This window comes from Bifidobacterium aerophilum (genome assembly GCF_010667685.1).
Classification (GTDB): domain Bacteria; phylum Actinomycetota; class Actinomycetes; order Actinomycetales; family Bifidobacteriaceae; genus Bifidobacterium; species Bifidobacterium aerophilum.
The window spans coordinates 123546-146174 of record NZ_WHZW01000004.1 but is presented as its reverse complement, the minus strand read 5'-3'; the positions used below and the strand labels follow the sequence as shown (position 1 = coordinate 146174).

The 22629-nt window shown below is 64.9% G+C and carries 12 protein-coding genes and 2 pseudogenes; 7 read left to right on the top strand and 7 right to left on the bottom strand.

The features are described 5' to 3' along the window. Positions 1-25: 25 nt before the first annotated feature. The 3 genes and pseudogenes from GFD25_RS02760 to GFD25_RS02755 form a co-directional block, all read right to left on the bottom strand. Entirely contained in the window at positions 26-2143 is a 2118-nt protein-coding gene (locus GFD25_RS02760) for a beta-galactosidase (protein ID WP_163229744.1), read from the bottom strand. A 141-nt stretch (positions 2144-2284) separates the two neighbouring features. Further along, positions 2285-2419 (bottom strand): hypothetical protein, encoded by a 135-nt coding sequence (locus tag GFD25_RS12380; RefSeq protein ID WP_275575570.1) that lies wholly within the window; start codon positions 2417-2419, stop codon positions 2285-2287. Next, a pseudogene (locus GFD25_RS02755) lies at positions 2416-2621 on the bottom strand (carbohydrate ABC transporter permease); the annotation flags it as partial. The gene GFD25_RS12380 and the pseudogene GFD25_RS02755, both read right to left, overlap by 4 nt. 526 nt (positions 2622-3147) lie before the next feature. Here GFD25_RS02755 and GFD25_RS12375 point away from each other — a divergent pair. Beyond that, positions 3148-3366, top strand: a pseudogene (locus tag GFD25_RS12375) (ATP-binding protein); the annotation flags it as partial. Between the two features lie 45 nt (positions 3367-3411). Beyond that, positions 3412-3615, top strand: a complete 204-nt coding sequence (locus GFD25_RS12370) for a winged helix-turn-helix transcriptional regulator (protein WP_275575571.1) — start codon at positions 3412-3414, stop codon at positions 3613-3615. Positions 3616-3744: 129 nt separating this feature from the next. Here the strand turns inward: GFD25_RS12370 and GFD25_RS02745 are convergent, their stop codons facing one another. Together GFD25_RS02745 and GFD25_RS02740 are read right to left on the bottom strand one after the other, a co-directional pair. Next, positions 3745-7779: a thiol reductant ABC exporter subunit CydD/CydC gene (locus tag GFD25_RS02745; protein ID WP_163229740.1), complete on the bottom strand. Its 4035-nt coding sequence runs from the start codon at positions 7777-7779 to the stop codon at positions 3745-3747. Positions 7780-8052: 273 nt separating this feature from the next. Next, positions 8053-9516, bottom strand: a complete 1464-nt coding sequence (locus GFD25_RS02740) for a glycoside-pentoside-hexuronide (GPH):cation symporter (protein WP_239512362.1) — start codon at positions 9514-9516, stop codon at positions 8053-8055. A gap of 443 nt (positions 9517-9959) precedes the next feature. Here GFD25_RS02740 and GFD25_RS02735 point away from each other — a divergent pair, with 443 nt between their 5' ends. Further along, positions 9960-11780, top strand: coding sequence for an AMP-dependent synthetase/ligase (locus tag GFD25_RS02735; RefSeq protein WP_163229738.1), 1821 nt, complete (start codon positions 9960-9962; stop codon positions 11778-11780). Between the two features lie 55 nt (positions 11781-11835). Here the strand turns inward: GFD25_RS02735 and GFD25_RS02730 are convergent, their stop codons facing one another. Next, positions 11836-12729 carry a hypothetical protein gene (locus GFD25_RS02730; protein WP_163229736.1) on the bottom strand — a complete coding sequence of 298 codons (894 nt, stop codon included), beginning with the start codon at positions 12727-12729 and terminating at the stop codon, positions 11836-11838. A gap of 78 nt (positions 12730-12807) precedes the next feature. Here GFD25_RS02730 and GFD25_RS02725 point away from each other — a divergent pair, with 78 nt between their 5' ends. Both GFD25_RS02725 and GFD25_RS02720 read left to right on the top strand, forming a co-directional pair. After that, the gene (locus GFD25_RS02725; protein ID WP_163229734.1) at positions 12808-13548 is read left to right on the top strand and encodes a response regulator transcription factor; all 741 of its coding nucleotides are present in this window, start codon (positions 12808-12810) and stop codon (positions 13546-13548) included. A gap of 82 nt (positions 13549-13630) precedes the next feature. Then, positions 13631-14863, top strand: coding sequence for a hypothetical protein (locus GFD25_RS02720; RefSeq protein ID WP_163229732.1), 1233 nt, complete (start codon positions 13631-13633; stop codon positions 14861-14863). A gap of 58 nt (positions 14864-14921) precedes the next feature. Here GFD25_RS02720 and GFD25_RS02715 read toward each other — a convergent pair whose 3' ends face one another. Further along, positions 14922-16193 carry a glutamate-cysteine ligase family protein gene (locus GFD25_RS02715; RefSeq protein WP_163229730.1) on the bottom strand — a complete coding sequence of 424 codons (1272 nt, stop codon included), beginning with the start codon at positions 16191-16193 and terminating at the stop codon, positions 14922-14924. A gap of 324 nt (positions 16194-16517) precedes the next feature. Between GFD25_RS02715 and lnbX the strand changes: the two genes are divergently transcribed. Together lnbX and lnbY are read left to right on the top strand one after the other, a co-directional pair. Continuing rightward, entirely contained in the window at positions 16518-21566 is a 5049-nt protein-coding gene (gene lnbX, locus GFD25_RS02710) for a lacto-N-biosidase (protein ID WP_163229728.1), read from the top strand. Positions 21567-21758: 192 nt separating this feature from the next. Beyond that, entirely contained in the window at positions 21759-22547 is a 789-nt protein-coding gene (lnbY, locus tag GFD25_RS02705) for a lacto-N-biosidase chaperone LnbY (RefSeq protein ID WP_163229726.1), read from the top strand. The last annotated feature ends 82 nt before the right edge of the window (positions 22548-22629 follow it).

Sequence of the window (22629 nt, the reverse complement as noted above, 5' to 3'; positions counted from 1 at the left end):
TCCTTGTCAATACGTCATCATGTCGTCACCGGCGCGATCGTTCGCAAGGCGATGATAGCACCGTGGCGACGATGAGCACCCCGTTGCGGCCGATCGTCACCATGCCGGAATCGTCGGAGTCGCAACGGTATGTGACGATCGGGGACCCGGCCGGATCGTAGGTGCACGGGACCGGTTCGTTCGCACGGTTGAGATAACAGTCGAACCGGATGCCGTCGCCGCCGCGCACGGTGTGGATGGTGCGCGGGTCGCCGTCATGCGACGATCCGCCGAATCCCAACTGCGGCGCAAATCGCGCGATGTCGGCGCGATCCAGATCGCAGCCGACATAGTACGCCTCGCCGTCGCCGTACGGATGTCGGGTGATCGCCGGCACGCCGTCCAGCTCCCATTGCGCGGCAGCCTGTCCCGCATATGTCGCCAACACCTGCGTATCGGCCGCAACCGACGTCACGTCGTTCTGCCACAGCCTGGTCACGGCACCGTTCGACAGCGTGATCTCGTCCGGTTCGCCGGCCACATCGGAGCCGAGGATGTTGAACTCCTCCGAACGCACGCCAAACAGATCGCGCAGCAATCCGTCGCCGGTTCCCGGGTAACCACCGAGCCAGGTATGAAACCGCTCGTCGAGCAGTCCGGTCGCAAAGCCCACGACCACGCGGCCGCCGTCATGCACGAACCGCGCGACGCGCCGCGTATCCTCGTCGGACAGTACCAGCACGCTCGGCAGCACGATCGTGTGGTAGCCGCTCCAGTCGTAGGCGAGCGGCACCACGTCGGCCCGCTCCCCCGCGTCTAGCAGGCCGCGATACCAGTCGCGCACGTCGTGCCAGTGATTGAGCCGCATGCTCGGCAACGTGCGACTACGAGTCGCCCACTCGGATTCCGCACTGAACAGAATCGCCGTGTCCGAACGCTTCAGTTCGCTGCCCTGCAGTCCGGCGTCCGACAGCTCGCGCAACGTCGCGCCCAGCTCGCACACTTCGCGGAAGATCTTCGAATCCTCCCCCGCGTGCGGCACCATCGCCGAATGGAACGCCTCCGCGCCGCTCGCCGACTGCCGCCATTGGAAGAAGTTGATCGCGTCCGCGCCCATCGCCACGTGAGCGAGCGCGTCGCGCACGAGTTCGCCGTGGCACTTGCGCGCGTTGACCGGCTTCCACTGCACGGCCGACGTGGAGTGTTCCATGAGATACCACGGCTTGCCGAGCGCGAGCGAGCTCATGAGCGCGTCCGAGCAGACGAGTTCGTCGAGATGCGATTCGCCTTCGTGGAAATAGTGGTCGTTGGACACGAAGTCGACCTCGCCGGCCCACTGCGCATAGTCCATGCAGCACTGGTCGGTGGAGACCATGAAGTTCGTGGTGAACGGCTTGCCGGGGCAGATTGCGGCGATCGCGTCGCGTTCGGCCTTATAGAAGTCGAGCAGCATGTCGTTGCCGAACCGTTCGAAGTCGAGCTGTTGCGCGGGATTGACCATCGCGTCGCCGCCCATGTGACGCGGCAGCAGCACTTCGTCGAAATCGTTGACGTGCTGCGACCAGAACGCGGTTCCCCACGCCTCGTTGAGCGCGTCGATCGTGCCGTATCGGGCCTCACACCAGCGACGGAACGCGGCGAGCGCGTCGTCGGAGTAGTCGTAGCGGTTGTTCCAGCCGTATTCGTTGCCCATATGCCATGCGGTGACGGTCGGGTTGTCGCCGTAGCGACGCGCGAGCCGGCGGCACAGTTCGAGCGCGTAGTCGCGGAATACCGGGCTGGTCGGCCGCCACGACTGGCGCGAACCGGGGTGGACGACGTGCCCATACTTGTCGCGAGGCAGGACCTCGGGGTGCTTTTCGTACAGCCACATCGGCGCGGACGCGGTGGCCGAGGCGAGGTCGACGGCGATGCCGGCCGTCCCAAGCTTGCCGATGATGCGGTCGAGCCAGTCGAAATCCCACGTGTCCTCGGTCGGCTGGATGCGCGCCCAGCTGAAGATGCCGAGCGCGACGGTGTTGACGCCGGCCTTGCGCATGAGACGGATATCGTCGTTCCAGACGTCTTCCGACCATTGGTCGGGGTTGTAGTCGCCGCCGTAGGCGATGCCGCGGCCGGTCGGCGTGAGCAGTGTTGGCCAGCGGAACGCTCTGCGAGTAGTCATGTTCGTCTGCCTTTCACGATTGCCGTATTGGTTATCTTGACGTTGGTCTTGTGCATGCCGTCCTCCGCTATCACACGGCCCGGCTCGACTTTGGTCACCGGCCGGACCGGGCCTTACAATACGCCGTACGGCACGCACTGACTATTCATTCCTTGACCGCGCCGGCATTCGGCCGCCTTGTCCTTGGGCAATGCGCTTCTGACGCTCTTTTTCGGCCCGCTTCGCCGCCTTCTCCCGTTCACGCAACGACTGCGCACTCATGGTTGCAACGCTCATTTCATCTGCTCCCTCATGCTCTTGAGCTGCACCGCAACGCGATCGCCATCGTGATCACGGCCATCGTGATCGCCAGAACGGCCGCATAGTTCAACTGACTGCCGGAGAAGCTCAGGTTGTACGCGTACATGTTCGGCGTGTAATACATGGTGATCGCGTTGCCGGGAACCATGTTCTGCAAGATGCTCGGCTCGTGCATGATTGCCTCTTCCTGACCGTCGATTCGGCTTGGCTTGCGCTGCCGGATACCACTTCGCATCCGCTGGTGTTCCGAGTCCGCTCGACCGCTTCCTGTGGTGGGTGTTTCCTTTGATACACCCGTGTACCATTGGTTATGACGATACACCTGTGTACCAAAATGTCAAGCCACTCGGTCCGACTTCTCAACACGCCTCATACCTCAGCGAAAACGCGGGACACGCTACAGGGTAATGACGACCACCGGCACGCCGCCAAATCCACTCGTCACCCACTTCCATCAAGCAATGTCCCACCGATCCCCGCACCGAACAATCGTTTCGCATCCGGCACACGGTGCGGGCTCCACATGAATCCACACGATCGTGACCATAGCCGACCGGAGGCCAGCACATAACCGCAATCGCACGCAGGACCGGCCAAAAAACAAGGAACCCATGCCGCGGCTCGGTCTTCACGACGACATCGCGCCCACTTAACAGTCTTACGAAGTTATTGTTAAGTTATGTTAAGATTCCGAAGTCCTTAATCCCGGCGGACTATACGGCAACGTCACCATAGACGATCTGGGCACATCCGGCATCTCGGCATCCCGCAACCAGTTCCTGTCCAACATCCTCGAAACGACACCGTATCCGAACGGCGGGTTCGTGGTGGAAAACAGAGGCACCGGTTACCAGGTCATCGAAGAGGAACTGCAGAATGCGCTCATGCCCGAACCCAAGCCGCTCAGCACCCTCACCTTCTTCTCGCTGACTTTCGACAAGCGAAGAGTCAGTCGCAGCGAAAAGCAGTTGACGAACACGACCGACATATCCCACGCCATCATCGCGCTGCTACACCAACGCCATTCCGCCAGCGCCCGCGACATGGCAGAAGCATCCGGCCTGTCGCGGTCCACAATCGCCAACAACCTGCGCAAGCTCATCAAAGACGGCATCGTCGAGCCCACACAACCAGGACGCAGCCCCAAGCAACGGTATCGATTGGTGCGGTAAGAACGAAGCACAACGCCGACAGCATGGATCACACCACGGTCGCATCACGGCGCTATGTCTCCTCCCCTGTCAAGGGAGGAGACATAGCGCGTAACACCGCGCCGGTCGGTATAGCCGACAACTTATCCACTACATCCGTACGACGGTGTCGGCGATGCGCATGGCGGACTCGCGATGGGAGACGAGCATGATCGCGGCGTCGGTTCGCACGGCGAGCGCGTTGATCGACTGGAGGATCACGGCCTCGTTGAGCGCGTCGAGACGGCTGGTCGGCTCGTCGAACAGCACAAGGTCGGCGTCGCGCAGGAAGATGCGGGCCAGGCCAATGCGCTGGCGTTCGCCTTCCGACAGGCGGTCGCCGAGTTCGCCGACGGGCGTGTCCAGTCCGGCGGGCAGCGAGTCGATCAGATCGAGGACGGACGCCTTGCGGCAGGCGTCGCGCAGACGGTCGTCGATCGACTTGCCGATGGCGGTCCTGCAGCTGCCGTTATCGTCGCTACCGTTGCCAACGTTGCCACCCTGAACGTTGTCATTGCGACCGTTGGCGGCATCGCGGATATCGTCGGGAAGGGCGATGAGCAGGTTGTCGCGGATCGTGCCGTCGAACAGCGCGGTCTCCTGGCTCATCATGGTCTGCACGCGGCGACGGTAGGCCGCGTCGATCCGCGGCAGCGGTTCGCCGGAGAACGTGACAGCGCCGGACTGCGGGTCCCAATAGCGCATGAGCAGTTTGAGCAGCGTGGACTTGCCACGGCCGGACGGTCCCTGGATGCCGAGAATGCCCGAGCGCGGAACGGCCATCGAAACGTCGTCGAGCACCAGCTTCCCCTGCTCCCCCTGATAGGGGGAGCTGTCAGCGGAGCTGACTGAGGGGGTCAAGAGGCTACCACGCCCGGACCGTTCGCCCCCGGTCGGATAGGCGAAGGTGACATGCTCAAGACCCATGCCGTCATATGCGGGCGCCGCGGTGCCGGTTTCGTCGACGGCCGGCGTTTCGTCCATCAGCGCGAACAGGCGGCGCGCCGCGGCGAACGTCTGCGTCAGATTCGCTGGCAGGGCGCTCAATGCAAGCGTCGGGCCGAACGAGCTGGCGAACAGCACGAACGCGATGACCAGCGCCGGCGCATCCTGCGGGTCGCCGAGACCGAGCCGGACCGCAAGCGCGGCGGCCGCGACGGTCAGCGCCATCACGAGCACCATGCCGATACCGGCGAACCCGCCGTTGACGCGGCTCAGCCGCGCGTGCTCCTTCCACAGCGCCCTGGTACGCTCCACGATGTTCGCGGCGCGCTCCTCGCCACGGCCGAAGCCGATGATCTCGCGCAGACCGCGCATGTCGTCCAGCATCACGTTGTCGAGATCGGACGCCTGACGGCGGATGACCGGCCCGAGGCTTTGCACGTTCACGGCGAAGAACCTGGGCACGACCACGCCGATGATCAGGTGCGAGACGACGAGCAGCAGCGCCATCGCCGGGCTCAACGCAAGCAGCACGAGCGCGTAGACCACGGTGGTGACGACGGCGATGACGACCGGCGAAATAGTGTGCGCGAAGAAGATCTCGAGCAGTTCCACGTCGGTGGTGATCAGGGCGATCAGATCGCCTTTGCCCTTGCCGGCGAGCTTGGCCGGGGCGAGTCGGCGCAGGGCGGCGAACGCCCTGGACCTGAACAGGGCGAGCAGACGGAAGGCGACGTTGTGGTTGGAATACTGTTCGACGTAGCGCATCACGCCGCGCAGGACGGCGCAGACGATCATCGCGACGACGGCCGGCACGACGCCCACTCCCCACACCGGGTGGCCGGCGAGCGCGAACGCGGCGAACATGCCGAATACGGGCAGCAGCGTGGCGGCCAGATGACCGATCGTGCCGGCCACGCTGGCCAGCGTCATGACCGAGGTCAGCGGCCGTGCGATCCGCAGCAGCCGGGCGATGACGGCGCCCAATCTCCCTTGGGAGGTCACAACGGCTTTGGCGGACTCCGCTTCCTTATCAGCGGCATCAGCCTCCCGCTCCCCCTTTGGAAGACCATCCGTCAGAGCGCCCTTCGAAGGGCCATCCGCCTGCTCCCCTTTCGAGGGGGAGCTGTCGGCGAAGCTAACTGAGGGGGTACCTGCGCCATCGGCGAGAACCTCGTTCACCCCCTCAGTCCGGCTACGCCGGCCAGCTCCCCCTTCAGGGGGAGCAGCCATGTGGAAGTCCGAGTTCCGCTCGGTCTGCGTGCCAGTTTCCCCTTCAGGGAGCGCAAAACCGGTAGAACCGCTCCGCCGGCCGACTTGTTCGATGGCTCGCTGCGCCCGGTACAGGCGCGCGTATTCGCCGTCGACGCCGATCAGCCCGCGGTGCATGCCGCTTTGCACGACGTTGCCATGGTCGAATACGACGATCATGTCGGCCCGTTCGGCGTTGGCCAGACGGTGGGTGATCATGATGACGGTCTTGCCGGCCTTGGCCAGGTCGCGGATCGTGTCAAGGATCAGCGTTTCGCTTTCGACGTCGACGCTGCTGGTCGCCTCGTCGAACACGATTACCGGGCTGTCGTGCAGCAACGCGCGTGCGATCGCGATGCGCTGGCGCTGGCCGCCGGACAGGTTCGCCGCATCGGGTTCGATCGTCATGTCCAATCCGCCCGGCTGTTCGCGCACGAAATCGTCGATGCGGGCGCATCGCAGCGCATCCCACATCGCATGGTCCGCGCTCTCCCCCGCCGGACCGCGGTACGCCATTGCGAGATTGTCGCGCAGGGTGCCGGCGAACAGGTGGCTGCGCGCGCCGACCATGGTCACGGTGCGGGTCAGCGAATCCGTGTCGATGTCGCGGATCTCGTGCTTCCCACGCATGTCGAGCAATGCGATCGATCCGGTATACCCGGTCAGCGTGCCGGACAACAACGCCGCGGCCGTGGATTTGCCGGAGCCGGACACGCCCACGATCGCGGTCACATGGCCGGGGTTGGCCATGAAGGTGACGTTTTCGAGCGCCTTCTCGTCGCGTTCCGAACTCTGGTCATCGGCGCCATGATAGGAGAATCCCGTCTGTTCGAAGGCCACGACGGGGGCGAACCGCCCGGTATCGGCGAGCGCGACATCGCCCTGCCGGGGTTCGGGCGCGTCGAGCAGGCGGAAGATGCGCTTGGTCGAGGTCATGCCGTTCATGGCGACGTGGAAATAGGAGCCGAGCTGGCGCAACGGAATGAAGAAGTCGGCGGACAGCAGCACGACGAGCAGCACGCCGGCCAATGACGGCGCGGCGGGGCCGCCGACGGCGTACTGCCATAGGGCCACGCCGATGCCCGCCGCGGTGCCGCCGTAGGCCACCAGGTCCATGGAGGACAGCGACCGCAGCTGGATCTGCAGCACGCGCATGGTCATGACGCGGAAGCGTTCGGCCTTTTCGTCCATGTCTCGGGCGGCGCGTTCGTCGGCGTCGAAGATCTTCAGCGTTTCAAGGCCCTGCATGTCGTCGAGGAACGTGGCGCCCATGTCGGTGTAGCTGCCCCAGTACTTCTTGAACATGCGGGCGGCGCTCATGGCCACCAGTCCCACGATGAGCACGATGAGCGGGGCGCAGACGAGCAGGGTCACGGCCGTGGGCATGTTGACCGGTGCGAGCACGGCGAACAGGGTGACGGGCGCGAGGATCGCGTAGAACAGCTGTGGCAGGAACAGTTCGAAGAAGCTCTGGATCTGTTCGACGCCTTCGCCGGCGGACTGCACGATGTCGGAGGTTTTGACGCGCGTCGCATACGAGGGTCCCAGACGCAGCATCTTGCGGTACAGGCTTTCGCGCAGGCCGAGCTTGACCCGTTCGGCGGCTTCGGTGCCGAGACCCGCGGCGATGCGCGTCATCGCGTATCGCACGATCGCGCAGACGACGAACACGGCCGCATACGTCGCGATCGACCGCGTCGACAGCGTCACGTCCGTCAGGCCGAACAGGTTCGCGGCGCATCCGGTCGTTCCCGTCGCCGTTGCTACGTCTGCGATCTGCACGCCGCAGCCAGTCCTCCCGGGAATCACCGCCTCCATCAGCGAACCGAGCAGCGACACCAAAGCCAGCACGAATCCGATATTGGCGAGCAGCGACACCCACATGCACGCCACCTTGCCGGCCACAAGCCTTCCGATGCCCGGGGCCATCCGGAACAGTCGTTTGTCGAACATCGTTCACCTTCCGCCAGTCATACGCCGAATCGCAGCCGATCCGCGACGCGTGTCGTCAATCACCGCATCAACCCTAACAATCACCCCGCGCTTTGGCCAGAGCCAATTGCGCGACGTATCTCACATATGCACACGCATACGGAAAACCGCCGCCGATGGGAGCAAAGCCCATCGACGGCGGTCAATCAGTACCGATCGGTTCTGATCAGCCCCGATCGGTCACAATCGGCTGAGTCCGGTTGCGATCAGACGCAACCGATCCGGATGCAACCGTCAGGCGGCCGCGTCCGCGATCGCGCGGCGCTTGGCCAGCTCGGCGCGGATGGCCGGCTCGTTCTTCTCGAACCTGCGGTAGAAGAGCATGATGAAGATGCAGATCGCGTACACGATGATCGGCAGCCAGATGAAGCAGAACTTGATCGCGTCGAGCGCTTCGGCGCTCTGCTGCTGGTTGGCGACGTATCCGGCGGCGGCCATGATCTTGGACGGGATCAGGTTGCCCAGGCCGGAGCCGAACTGGATGCAGAACGACGCGCCGACGGCGGACAGCAGGCCGGCCGCGCGGATGCCGTTCTTCCATTCGCCGTAGTCGACGGTGTCGGCGAGCATCGCGAACGGCATGGCGAGCGCCATGGCCGCGCCGAGGATGGAGATCGCCCAGAAGACGACGAACAGCGCGAAGTTGTTCGACGCGGTGAGCAGGAGCAGCTGGCCGACGATGGCCATGACCATGCCCAGGATCATGGTGTCGGTCTTGCCGGCCTTGCCGAGGCGCTTGGAGATGACCGGGATGAGGAACGTGGTCACGAGGCCCAGGATCTGCATGCCGTTGAGCACGGTGGCGAGGTTCTCGTTGTTCAGGTTGTACTTCGCGTAGTACACGGCCACGGACATGCGGTCCTCCTGCGCGATCCAGAAGATGACGAACGCGATGATCAGCGTGATCCACGGCCAGTTGCCCTTGACCGCGTGCAGGCTTTCCTTGAACGGCAGCGGGTTCTGGGTCTTCGGATCGTAGTTGTGCTCGCGGATGTTGCGGAACGCGAACCACAGCAGGGCGACGGCGATGACGCCGTACACGGCGAAGGTGAACATGAAGCCGACCTTCTGGTTGGTCTGTCCGGTCAGTGCCTTGCCGGCCCAGTTGACCAGCGGGATGGTGCATACGGCGGTGATGAAGGTACCGAACAGGCCGCCGGAGAGGCGGAACGTGTTGGCCTTGACGCGTTCGGCCGGGTCGGGCGTCAGGTTCGACAGGATCGCGGTGATCGGCGTCTGGATGCCGGTGTAGACGAGGCCGGCGGCGAGGATGTAGGTGATGGTGGCGTAGACGACCTTGCCTGCCGGCGGCAGGTTGGGCGCGGTGAACGCGAGGAAGACGGTGAGCGCGAACGGCACGGCCATCCACAGGAAGAACGGGCGGGACTGGCCCCACTTGGTCTTGGTGTGGTCGACGATGGAACCCCAGACCGGGGCGGAGATGCAGTCGCCGATGCGGGCGACGAGCAGGATCCAGCCGGCGGCCGCGGCGGTGATGCCGAACACGTCGGTGTAGAAGAACATGATGTAGGTGCCGAGCGACGAGTACAGCAGGTTGCCCGCCATATCGGTGCTCAGATAGGAGACTTTCTCCTTGAACGGCAGGACGCCATTGAAATCGGCGTCGTCGCTGGTTTTCATGGCGCGCGCCTTGGCGGCGGAGGATTTCGCCAATCGTTCGGTGGCAGCAGCGGACATCGTTTGTCTCTCCTTATGTGAACGTTAACAGCCAAGTATGGTTTACTCTGACACGATTCAATCCCATATGTGAGCGGTCACAACTTCACAATTCCTTCACATTATCACGCTACAAACTGCACAATCCGCAACACAATCCCGTACGGACATGAACAGAATCGGCACACAAGACGCACATGATCGGACATCGCCGTCGATCGACACCGCACAGTGCCGTGCCGACCCCGCGGCAACCCCGAGCCTACCCGTTTTGTGACCGCATACAAACACGCGGATGGGAATTCGTGACGCCATACAACACACCGCAACCTACGCAGCCGTAAGTTATATGACGGAACGGAAGAAAACGTCAAAAACCACGTTGCCGGCGGCGACCGCGACCCCGCCGGCAACCACGCAATCGTCAGCGATCCCCCAATCGCAGAAACGGAATACGGCACATCATGCGCACCGAATACACCACCCCCGGCTCGATCGTCGTACGCGACGACGAAACCCTGTACACCCTCCTCACCGACCGCATCGCACGCACCGGCGAGGACACGATCATCGCCTCGCGCAAGCTCGGCCCGGGCCGCTGGGACGACATCACCGCCGGCGAGTTCCACCAGCTCGTCCTCGCCGCCGCCAAGGGTCTCATCGCGTTCGGCATCAACAAGGGCGACGCGGTCACCCTGTTCTCCTCCACCCGCTACGAGTGGGGCGTGCTCGACTTCGCACTCGCCGCGATCGGCGCGGTGAACGTGCCGATCTACGACACCGACTCCGCCGCACAGGCCGAACGCATCCTCAACGATTCCGCCGTCAGGCTCGCCATCGCCGACGATCGCGAGCGCTTCGACCGTCTCGACTCGGTCAAGGACCACTGCCCCGCCCTGAAGCAGATCCTCATGATGGACGGCAACGCGCTCGGCGCCCTGCAGGGCTTCGGCGTCACCGTCTCCGACGAGGAGCTCGACGAACGCATCGCCTCGGTCAAGGCCGACGATCTCGCCACCATCGTCTACACGTCCGGTTCGACCGGCGCGCCCAAGGGCGCGGAGCTGACGCATCGCAACTTCCTGTCGATCGTGCGCGCGGGCTACGAGTGCCTGTCCGAAGTGATCTGCGACAACCATCCGCGTCTGCTGCTGTTCCTGCCGCTCGCGCATTGCTTCGCACGCTACATCCAGTACTGCTCGATCGGCTCCGACGACGGCGTGGTCGGCTACCTTCCCGACACGCGCTCGCTCCTGCCCGATCTGCGTTCGTTCCAGCCGACGTATCTGCTCGGCGTGCCGCGCGTGTTCGAGAAGGTGTACAACGCGGCCTCGCAGAAGGCCGGCATGGGCTTCAAGGGTCGTCTGTTCGCGAAGGCCGTGGCCGCGGCGCGCCAGTGGAGCCGCGATGAGCAGGCCGGTGTGCCGCATTCGGCGAAGGCGATCGCCGAGCGGGCGACGTACGAGGCGCTCGTCTACCGTACGATCCGCGGCGCGCTCGGACCGAAGATCCGGTACGTCGCCTGCGGCGGCGCCCCGCTCGACCCGGATCTCGCGCACTTCTACAACGGCATCGGCCTGCCGATGATCCAGGGTTATGGCATGACCGAAACGGCCGCCCCGTTCACCGTGACGCGCGTGTCCGACAACGTGATCGGCACGGTCGGCCAGCCCGCGCCCGGTTCGTCGGTGCGCATCGCGGACGACGGCGAACTGCAGGTCAAGGGCGAGAACGTGTTCCGCGGCTACCACAACCTGCCGGAGAAGACGGCGGAGGCGTTCACCGAGGATGGCTGGCTGCGCACGGGCGATCTCGCGTCGATCGACGACGAGGGCCGCGTGACGATCACCGGGCGCAAGAAGGACATCATCATCACCGCCGGCGGCAAGAACGTGTCGCCGATCCCGATGGAGCAGGAGATCGTCAAGTGCCCGATCGTCGAGCACGCGGTGGTGGTGGGCGACCAGCGGCCGTTCATCGGCGCGCTCGTGACGCTCGATCCGGATGGTCTGGCCGCATGGCTGCCGGCGCATGGGTTCGCGGCGGATCTGCCGGTCTCCGACGCCGCGCAGCTGCCGGACGTGCATGACGAGATTCAGCAGTACGTCGACAAGGCGAACGCGACGGTGTCGCGCGCCGAGTCGGTGCGCAAGTTCGTGGTGCTCGACCAGCAGTTCACGCAGGACAACAAGTGCCTGACGCCGTCTTTGAAGGTCGTGCGCCCGGCCGTGAACCGCGTCTTCGCGGACGTGATCGACCAGCGCATCTACGCCGGCAAGCGCTAGATGGGCCCGACCATGGCGGCCGCGTCTCCGGTCCCGCATCCGCCATGGTCAGTCATCACTCATCGTTGAACGAGCAGAGACTTTCGTCGTAGCGCATGATGACGGTGTCGGCCGAGTCGGGATCGGACGGAATGGCCGGCTGGTGTTTGAGCACGTAGTTCGCGGATCCGAACGAATCGTCATTCCGGATGCCGCGTGAGAACCGTTTGTCGGAAGTGACGACCTCGCCGCCGCGCCACCACCATTCACGGATCTGGCCTTTCCCGTCGTGATGTATCGTGGCCGGCTGACCGGAGCTGTCCTTCTCGGCCCAGTCGGCGGCGACGTTCGGATCGAACCACAGCACGCGCACCGACAGCGTCGCCGACGAACCGTCCCCGCAATCCGATCCGTCGTCCGTGTAGCACGAGTCCCGCCATGGCGCGTGTCCCTGCACGTACAATCGCAGCACGGATTCACGCCCGGCGCGCACGTCGGCCATGAACCTGTCGATCGGGGCGTATTGCGTGCCGCCGCCATAGCGGTACCACGGATATTCCCGTCCGTTGACCGACTGCCACCCATAGACGACCGTGCCGCCGTACACGTAGCCCTGCGATTTCAATTGGTCTTCGGTGATGTTCGGGCCGAGCGAGACGAGTTCGTCGTAGATTTTCTGCGCGGTGACGCGCGTGGCGCGCTGCCAGACGAACGCGCCGGTGACGATCACCGCGAACGCGAGGAACGCGGCGAGCAGCCACCACCACATCGGACGGCCGGATTCTCCTCCGGATCGGGACTGCGGCGCCTGCGCACCGTTGCGAAGCCGCCGCCCGCCGGTCGGACGATCGGCCGACCCGCCGCTCATCGACGTGGGATTCATGATGACCTCCTTGCTACGGGGCCGTATGCCGTAACGGCCGCCGACCTGCGGATTGCCGCCGATGAGGCCACGATATGACGGTTCCATTGTCGCGCGCCATGCCGCGACATGCGGCGCATGACGGCGACGTCCGCTTGCGTGTCGCATGTGCCTAGACTGGAGGACATGGCACAGAACGCGCAGCATCGATCGGTTTCGATCGCGATGGTGGACAACGACCGCATGGCATTGATGGCGTTGTCGTCGTTGCTGACGCGCGCCGGGTTCACGGTGATATGGACGGCGCAGTTGGGTGCGGCCGCGATCCAGCGATGCATTCGCCCGCAGGACCGGCCGGATGTGCTGTTGGCGGACATGGCGTTGTCCGACATGACCGGCATCGATGTGTGTCGTGCGGTGCGCCGGTGGGCCCCGGATCTGCCGATGGTCGGCGTGACCGCATACGATCCGGCCGTATACCGGGACGCCGCGCTTGCGGCCGGCGCGGCCGCCGTGATCAGCAAGGACGATATCGCAACGATCGCCGCCACCGTACGCGAACTCTCCACAAGCCGTTCACCCGCGATCATTCCCGATCACGGCACCGGCGCACCCGACCGAACCGTCACATCGGCGAATGCCCTTCACGATGTTCCCACTCAACCGTCCGACTCGTCCGCACAATCCATGCAGGCTCACCCCCACTCCACGCAATCTTCGCAACCCCAACGATCATTCGCATTATCCGCACAGCAGGCCGCGATCATGCGCCGATACGCCGACGGACGCTCGACCGAAGAGATCGCCGCCGAACTCGGCATCTCGAAGGGCACCATCTTCTCGCAGGTCGCGCGCGTGCGCGACAAACTGCACGCCAGCGACCGAGACGAAGCCGTCGCCCTGTGCCGCAGATATCTGAGGATGTAGCCATGAAACCCCGCTACCGGCCGCAATGGCCGCCACGAACGCGTCACGCCCGCCGGTGCAGCCACGCAGGACAGGAGAGGCGATGATCCGAAACCAAGACAACGGCAAACGTCTGCTGTGGGACGGACGCACGCGCGTCCTGCTGGCGTGCGCGTCGGCGCCGGCGCTGATCGAAACCGCGTATCTGGCCGAGGTCGGCGAAGCCGGTGACGCCACGCTGCTGATCGCCCTGCTGGCGGTCGTCGGATGCCTGCTCATGGCGCTGCTCCCCCGTGTCGGAGGATGGGCGATCGTCGCCCTGTGGACGGCCCGTTGCGTCATACCGGAGACGACGCCGTTCTCCGTGCTGTTCTGCCTGCTCATGGCCGTCACGATCATGGCGTACCTCGATATCGGCATGGCGTTGCCGGCGGCGATGGCGGCCGAGGCGGCCACGGCCGCGCGCATCTGGCTGTATCCGTGGGATTCGTCGGTGTTCGTCATCGTGTGCGCCACCGCCGCGTTCCTTATGGTCGCGCTGTGGCTCGGTTCGATGATGGGATGGCGCGAACGGCAGGAAACCAAGGATCGGGAGCATGCCGAACTGTTGCATCGGGCCGCGGACCGGGAACTCGCCACGCAACTGCATCATTCGGTGACCAATGATCTGACGACGATCCTGCTGTTGTCCGTACAATTGCGATCGAAAGAGAACTCCATTGATCACCTGTCACCGGAAGATCACGATACCGTCACACTGATCGAACGCACCGCACGGGAATCCCTGACCAAGGTCCGCACGCTGATCGCCGGACTGGACAGCAAGCCGGACTCCCCCGCGTCGCCGGCCGACGAACGGCCGATCCCGCCGACCGCATCCGGCCAAGGCAGACCGCTGACCACACTCACCGACGACGAACTGCGGTCGCTGGCGGCCTCATATGACGAACGGCTTCATGCGAACGGTCTGACCGGCACGATCATCGTCAACGGAGAACCGTCGACGGCATGTACGGCCGAACGCAAGGCCGCTCTGATGGACGCATTGCATGAAACGGTCGGCAACATGATGAAATACGCCGATCCGGCCGCCGGCTATTGCATCGCGGTCACGCTCTCCCCCGGCCTGGCGACGCTGTCGGCCTCCAACGGCATGTGCGGCGCGGCGTGCGATCGGGCAACGGCGGCGTCCGGCCGCACTCCGCCCGACAAAGCACTGCATGGCGGCACCGGACTGGACCGATGCCGCCGGGCGGCGACGAACCTCGGCGGAACGTTCGACGCCGGTGCCGACAACGGCGCCTGGACGACGATGCTGACGCTGCCGCTGGTCTGAAACGGGCCGGGAAACCGCCCGGCCCGTGACGACGTCCTCCTGCGGCCGAAACGCCCGCCTACGCCTGGAACACGTCCGGATGCTTCGGATCGCCCGGTTCGTCGGCGAGCACGCCTTCCAGCCCGAGGAACTCCTTCCAGAACTCGAGCGGCTGCCCGTACGGCGCCGCGTTGCGGCCGTGCGCCTGCAGGTTCGCCTTCGCCTCGAACACGTCCTCCTCGCGGATGCCGTCGAAGTAGCTCACCAGCCGTTCGCGGTTCTCGGGGTTGTAGAACAGCGACGCGATGATCTCGGTGAGCCGTTCGGCGCGCGCGATCGGCAGCGAATCCCAGTGACGCAGCTCGATGAAGTTCTTCATGCGCACGTCGTTGAAATGCGTGGAGATGATGTGGTTGATCTCGTACGGGTTGAGCTCCCGGTCGGGATACACGTCGCCCGCGTTCTCGTAGAACGCCGGATGGTGCAGTTCCTTGGCGCTCAGACCCTCGGCCTCGGGCGTATGGGTCAGGTCGGCGAACATGAGCGGCGTGGACAGCACGTCCACCGCGTAGTCCTCCCATCCGAAGCGCGGATCGAACAGGCCGGGGATCACGTTGGTGCGCTGGAAGTCGAGGTAGTCCCACATGCGCTGGCGCAGCAGCGGCCACGGGTTCGGCTCGCCTTCGAAGTACGGCGTGTTGCGGAAGTACCACGCCAGGATCGGTCCGACGACCGTGCCGAGCCGCAGCTTTTCGATCGAATCCCGTTCGTCTACGTAATCGATGCTCACCTGCGTGGACGACGAGCAGCGCATCATGCACGGGCCGAACTGGCCGACGCGCCCCAGGTACGCGGTCATCGCGTCGTAGCGGTCCTTCGGATTGACCTTCACGTCCGCATAGCTGGATTTCGGCTGGTAGCCGTAGTTGACGAGACGGAAGTCCAGCTCGTCGAGGACCGGGTCGACGTCGCGGCGGAACGCGCGGTACAGCACATTGAGATCCTCGGGCTTTTTCAGGATGCCGAGCGAGCATTCGACCTGGCCGCCCGGTTCGAGCGACACGGTGATGCCTTCGCGGGCGAGGCCGACCAGATGGCCGTTCTCCCAGTATTCCTTGTCCTTGTCGTAGTACGGGGCGATGCGCTTGAGCAGCGTTTCGATGCCGTTCGGCTCGTAGTAGCTCACGGCGGTGTCGTCGCTGTTATGTACCGGCAGATGCTCGATTTCGACGCCGAAGCCGCCCGTGCCCCGTTTGGATCGGCCACGCTCGAAGAAATCGAGCAGGCTTTGCACGTGCTTCGGGTTTGGCTTGGCCAGCAAATGGGCATAACTGATGCGCGGTGTACTCATGCGCCCAGCTTAGCCGACGTCGTCATGCCGACGCGGCCGTCCGGCTATACGGAAAATCGATAACGCACGTCGGTCGGCAACGTATCCGGATACGCCGCGCCACCGCCGCGCGTGTCAGGTACGTTGCTTCCGCTATACTTACTAATTTGTAAAGTTTATTTACATAAATATCAGCAACGCAGCTGATCACCGCACCCCATGCACCGATATCCCATCCACCCGACTCCCGCTCGCACACAGTAAGGAAGCTCACGATCCGCGGGACCACCAGCGGCGTTGCACACCCTTGCGCATGGGGATCTTTTTGAGGAAAGGAAGGACGACATGCCATTCGGACAAGGTCCGAAAGCCCTTGCGGCCGTAGCCGCACTGGGCACCGCAATCGCCCTGGCGACGCCGGCGACGGCGCTCGCGAACGACACGACGGCCACCGTGGAACCATCCGCGGGAACCACCTACTACGTTTCGTCCAGGCATGGCGACGACGCCAACGACGGCACCAGCCGGAACCATCCCTGGAAAACGCTCAACAAAGTTAACGAAATCGCCTCCGATCTCGAGCCCGGCGACGCCGTGCTGCTCGAATACGGTTCCGAATTCAACGACCAGTGGCTGCACATCACCGACACCGCAGGCACCGCCGACGCGCCGATCACCGTGTCCGCATACGGAGACACCGGCGACGGACTGCCGCTCATCGCCGCCAACGGCACGGAAGGCAGCCAGTGGTACCAGGATTACCGGGCGAACGTGGGCAACCACAAGACCCGCGGCACCGTGTCCACCGCGCTGCTGCTCAAGGACGTCTCGTACATCACCGTCTCGAATCTGGAGATCACCAACGACGACGAGGACGTCTACGATCCGATCGACACCTGGCAGTGGACGGACACGGCCGACGCCGACGGCACGAGCCTCGACCGCGCGGCCGACCGCATGGACCGCACCGGCGTGGCCGGCATCGCCGAAAACGGCACCACGATGAGCCATGTCACGCTCGACAACCTCAACATCCACGACGTGGACGGCAACCTGTACAACAAGCACATGGCCAACGGCGGCATCTACTTCATGGCGCACCTGCCCCGTGAACGCACCTCGGCCGCCGATGACGCATGGCTGCAGGAGAACGTCTCGCGCTTCGACCACATCACCATTCGCAACAGCACCGTCAAGGACGTCGACCGCTGGGGCATCGCCGTGGGCTACACCGCGTACCTCAACTACATCGACAAGTCGTCCAGGTGGCAGAACGACTTCGACTACGGCGACGGCACCATCGACGACGACCTGATCGCCAAGTACGGCGCGACGAACGTGCTCATCGAGAACAACACGATCATCGGCGCCGGCGGCGACGCGATCACCACGATGTACTGCGACCGCCCGGTCATCCAGCACAACGTCGGCGACCGCGTCTCCAAGCACATCAACTCGGTCGACTACACCGCGAACGTGCTCAACAACACCGGCAACGCGGGCGTCGGCTACGGCCGCGTCGCCGCGGGCATCTGGCCGTGGCGCTGCAAGGACCCGGTGTTCCAGTTCAACGAGATGTACTCGAACCTCAACGCCGACCACGGCAACGGCGACGGCCAGGCGTGGGACGCGGACTACGGCGACGGCACGCTGTACCAGTACAACTACTCGTACGGCAACAGCTTCGCCTCGCTGATGATCTGCAACTGGAAGGCCGTCAACACGACGTTCCGCTACAACATCTCGCAGAACGACAAGCGCGGCGTGTTCGACCTGCCGTCCAACGGCCCGGGCAACCACATCTACAACAACACCGTCTACGTGGACGCCGACAGCCGCGTGCTGACCACCCGTTCCAATTCGCAGGCGCAGTTCGAGAACAACATCTTCATCAACGCGACCGACGAGAAGAAGACCGAGACGTGGAACATCGGCGGCTATTACGGCGGCCAGCAGTACGACAACAACCTGTACGTCAACTACGCGAACACGCCGGAATCCGACGCCAACGCGATCGTGGCCGACGATGTGGCCGGCGTGCTCGAGAACGCCGGTTCGGCGCCGACCTCCCCGCAGGCGTCCGGCACCGTCTTCGACCGTGACGGCGACGCGTTCGCCGGCTACAAGCCGACCGCCGACTCGCCCGCGATCAACGCCGGCAAGGTCGTCACCGACCTCAACGGCTATGCCGTGGAGCATGACTTCCTCGGCAACGCCATCACCGGCAGGCCCGATCTGGGCGCCGTCGAAAGCGGTGTGGCCTCCGCGGCGATGGGCTCGTCCAAGTACGAGACCGCAACCGTGGACGGCACGAAGGTCATCTACGTGACGTTCACCGACAAGAACCCGGTGACCGCCGGCGAGCTGCTGTCGAACGTGACCGCGGACACCGGCGTCGACAAGGGCGTCTACCGCGAGGCCACCGCCGACGGCGTGCTGGATCGCCTGTTCTCGCTGCTGTCCGGATCCCGGACGACGCTTGAGCGGCTTGCGGACGGCGAGGCCGTGCGCGAGGGCGATGTCCTGCGGTTCTCGGTGTCCGGCAACGACGCGACCGACGACTACGTGGTCGTGCAGCGCACGCACTGGGACTGGGTCGCCGACTACGAGCACGGCACCGCCGACTTCGACTGGAAGGCGCAGCGCCAGACCGTCAAGGACGGCGAGTGGCAGACCATCACCTCGTATGACTCCGGCTACCCGCAGACCAGCTACAACCAGTGGTACGGCGTGGGACTCGACTACGACGAGTTCAACACCAACGGCCACAAGCTGCCCGATCCCGACCAGCGAGGCTCGATCCACGGCCTGATCGCCGAGGATCCCGCCACGGCCGGCGGCGCGGCGATGGCATGGAAGGCGCCGAAGTCCGGCACGGTAAGCGTGTCCATCAAGGACGACGAACCCTACCTGCGCCAGAACGGCAACAACGGCAAGGCCCTCACCCTGCGCCTCACGCACAACGACAAGACGCTCTGCTCCGCCGACCTGACCGAGTCCAAGCAGCGGTCGGACGACTTCGCGTCCTGCCTTGCCGAGCACGGCACCATCGTCGTGACCGAAGGCGACTGGATCCGCATCACCGCCGAAGCCGAAACCGGCATGAGCCGTCCGTCGGCGCATATCAGCCCCGTCATCGATTTCGAGGACGTGGAACCACCGGCCTCGTCCGAGGCCGAACGCTATGACGTCTCCTACGGCACCGTGGACGCGGTCGTGGGCGCAGAAGCGAAGGCCGTCGCGGCCTTCAGCGAGAACGGCAAGACCATCGACGCACCGTCCGGCGCGACCTACGCCGTGTCGGACGTCGACGGCGTCGCCATCGACGAGGGCACCGGCGTGGTGACGTTCACGCCGACCGCCGGACAGTACGGCACGCGGGTCGCCGCGACCGTGACCGTCACGTATGCGGACGGCTCGTCCGACACGACCGAGGTCACGTTCGCCGTGGCCCAGTCGTATGCGCAGCGATACGCCGTGCGTTACACGAGCGTCGCGATGGACGCCGGAACCACGGCGACGACGCGGGCCCCGCGCTTCTTCGTCAGGTCCGACGGCGCGGCGGCGGCCCGGCCGGAAGGCACCACGTTCGCCATCGACGGCGAGGTGGACGGCGCGAGCGTCGATCCCGTCACCGGTGCGGTGACGTTCGCGGCCGGCGCCGTGTCGGGCACCGTGACCGTTCCGGTCATCGTCACCTATCCGGGCTCGCACGGCACCGCCTCGGCCAGTGCGACGTTCACCGTCAGGCGTCCGGCCGCGCTCGGCTCGTCCGAGTTCGAAACCGGCACCGTGGACGGCGTCAACGTCATCTGGGCGCCGTTCAGCGCGGACAGCCCGATGAGCGTCGCCCAGCTGCTCGCCAAGGTGAGCGCGGAACCGGCGACCGCCGACAAGGGCGTCTATCGTGACGGCGCGCCGCTCGACGGCACCGAAACTCTCGCCGAAAACGACGTGCTGCGCTTCTGGGCGGCCGGCTCCACCGTGGCCGACGAGTACGTGGTCAAGTCGAAGACCAGCTGGAACTGGGTCGACGATTTCACCGTGCGCGTGCAGGGCCCGATCTGGTACGGCCAGCGCCAGAGCGTCAAGGACGGCGACTGGACGAACATCGACGGATTCGACGGCACGTATCCGAACTGGATGTACGAGACGTACTACGGTCCGGGCGTCGACTATTCGAGCCACGACCTGCCTGCCGACCGCAGCGCCATCCACGGCCTGATCAGCGATTCCCCGGCCACGGCCGGCGGCGCGGCGATGGCGTGGAAGGTGCCGAAGTCCGGCACGGTAAGCGTGTCCATCAAGGACGACGAGCCCTACCTGCGCCAGGCCAACAACAACGGCAAGGCCCTCACCCTGCGCCTCATGCACAACGATGAGGAGATCTGCTCCGCCGAGCTGACCGAATCGCATGCTCAGTCGACTGAGTTCGCCGCATGCGTCGGCGAGCATGGCACCATCGTCGTGGCCGAGGGCGACTGGATCCGCATCACCGCGGAAGCCGAAACCGGCATGAGCCGTCCGTCGGCGCACGTCAGCCCCGTCATCGCGTACGTGGCCGGCGAGACGCCCAAGCCGTCGGTCGACAAGACCGAGCTTCAGGCCGCATACGACAAGGCCGCCGCGATCACCGACGAATCGGCGTATACGGAGGAATCGTGGGCCAAGTTCAAGACCGCCCGCGACGCGGCGAAGGTGACGCTCGACAACGAGGACGCCACCCAGCAGGACGTCGACCACGCGTTGAAGGCGCTTGAGGAGGCCATCGACGGGCTGGAGGAGAACAAGCAGCCGGAACCCGAACCGGAACCGAAGCTCAACGAGCAGTATGAGCCTTCCTATCCGGCGTCCGTGGACGCGAAGGTCGGCGAGGCCGCCTCGGCCGACGTGTCGTTCTCCAAGGACGGCGTGGCGGCCCAGGCTCCGGACGGCACCACGTACGCCGTGACCGGCGACGGATTCTCCGTGGCCGAGGACGGCACGGTGACCTTCACGCCGGGCGAATCGGATTACGGACAGGTCAGGACGGCCACGGTCACGGTGACCTACGCCGACGGCACCGCGGATACGGCCACCGCCGTCTTCTCGGTCGCCGATAAGGAGGTCACGCCGGATCCCGATCCCGACCCGGATCCGACACCTGACCCTGATCCGGACCCGGATCCGACGCCGGATCCCGATCCTGAACCTGACCCGGATCCGACGCCCACGCCGAAGCCGGACACCAAGCCGACCACGCCGAGCAAGCCGACGGACACCGGTACCAAGCCGAATGGCGGCAAGCAGCCGTCCATCAGCGACACCGGTTCCAACGTGGCCGTCGCCGCCGCCGCGGTCGCCGTGCTCACGGCCATCGGCCTCGCCCTGACGACGGTCTCCCGCCGCAGGTAACCCGGATCGGTTTGCGCGATATCGTGCGGACGGCTACGATCATCCGATCCGAACCGGCCGCACGATCACGCTCCGCTCCGACCTGACGTGACGTGAGGGCGAGACAGCATCCTTCCCGGGAACGCCCTCACGTCACGTCATATCTTTCGCAACCAGATTCTCGTACGGGAGCTCATGGATATCATGAACATCATGGGACAGCATCCGCGTCATATCGTCATCGGCATCGCCGCCGCCATGCTGGCGCTGGCGTTGGCGGCCGGCGTCACGTTCGCCGTACGAGCCTTCCCGACCGACGAGCCGTCGTCCGGCGGGCGGGCGGACGACACCGTCGCGTTCCCTTCCGTCACGTTCGGCGACACCGTCATCGAGGAACGGGAGTATCTGCAGACGCTCAAGACACAGCGCGCCGCGGCGTCCAACCATTTCAAGCGGCAGTACGGGGTCAGCCTCGGCTCATCCGGCTGGACGCAGGAGCACGACGGCGAGATCCCCTACCGGTGGCTTGCCGAACGGACGATCGCCGTGCTGCGCGAACGCCATGCCGCCTATCTGATCGGAGTGAAGGCCGGCTTGGTGGACGACGACTCGTATGCGGGAGTCGTCTCGCGCATGGAAGCTCTCAACCGGCATAACAGGCAAGCCAAGGCGAACGGGGAGATCGTCTACGGCCGTACCTCGTACGACATCGCCTCGTACCTGGATTATGAGCTCTCCGCACTGGAAAACGCCTACACGTCCGACGAGTCGAACCCCGGCATGGCCCTGTCCGATGCGGACGTGCAGGAGTATTACGACGCCCACGACTGGACGATCGACGGCGTGGACGGCAAGGCGCCGCTCGACGAGGTGCGCGGCAACGTCAAGACGCAGATGCGCGCCGAACGCTACGACGCCCTCGTAAGCGACGAGGCCGCCGCGATCGACGCCGACGTGCCGTGGGACAAGCTCTACGCCTTCACGCTGTCGCAGGTGTCGTGACCTCCGATCGATCCGCCGCGGTCAGCTTCTCGTGGGCTTTTTGGCTGAGCCGTCAAGCGGACAGTGCAGTGCACTGTCCGTA

Bases quoted from the DNA above. Each gene is read 5' to 3' on its own strand.
- lnbX (WP_163229728.1), top strand. From the start codon at position 16,518: ATGCCATTCGGACAAGGTCCGAAAGCCCTTGCGGCCGTAGCCGCACTG.
- lnbY (WP_163229726.1), top strand. From the start codon at position 21,759: ATGGGACAGCATCCGCGTCATATCGTCATCGGCATCGCCGCCGCCATG.
- GFD25_RS12380 (WP_275575570.1), bottom strand. From the start codon at position 2,419: ATGAGCGTTGCAACCATGAGTGCGCAGTCGTTGCGTGAACGGGAGAAG.
- GFD25_RS02760 (WP_163229744.1), bottom strand. From the start codon at position 2,143: ATGACTACTCGCAGAGCGTTCCGCTGGCCAACACTGCTCACGCCGACC.
- GFD25_RS02740 (WP_239512362.1), bottom strand. From the start codon at position 9,516: ATGTCCGCTGCTGCCACCGAACGATTGGCGAAATCCTCCGCCGCCAAG.
- GFD25_RS02725 (WP_163229734.1), top strand. From the start codon at position 12,808: ATGGCACAGAACGCGCAGCATCGATCGGTTTCGATCGCGATGGTGGAC.
- GFD25_RS02745 (WP_163229740.1), bottom strand. From the start codon at position 7,779: ATGTTCGACAAACGACTGTTCCGGATGGCCCCGGGCATCGGAAGGCTT.
- GFD25_RS02735 (WP_163229738.1), top strand. From the start codon at position 9,960: ATGCGCACCGAATACACCACCCCCGGCTCGATCGTCGTACGCGACGAC.
- GFD25_RS02715 (WP_163229730.1), bottom strand. From the start codon at position 16,193: ATGAGTACACCGCGCATCAGTTATGCCCATTTGCTGGCCAAGCCAAAC.
- GFD25_RS02730 (WP_163229736.1), bottom strand. From the start codon at position 12,729: ATGGAACCGTCATATCGTGGCCTCATCGGCGGCAATCCGCAGGTCGGC.
- GFD25_RS02720 (WP_163229732.1), top strand. From the start codon at position 13,631: ATGATCCGAAACCAAGACAACGGCAAACGTCTGCTGTGGGACGGACGC.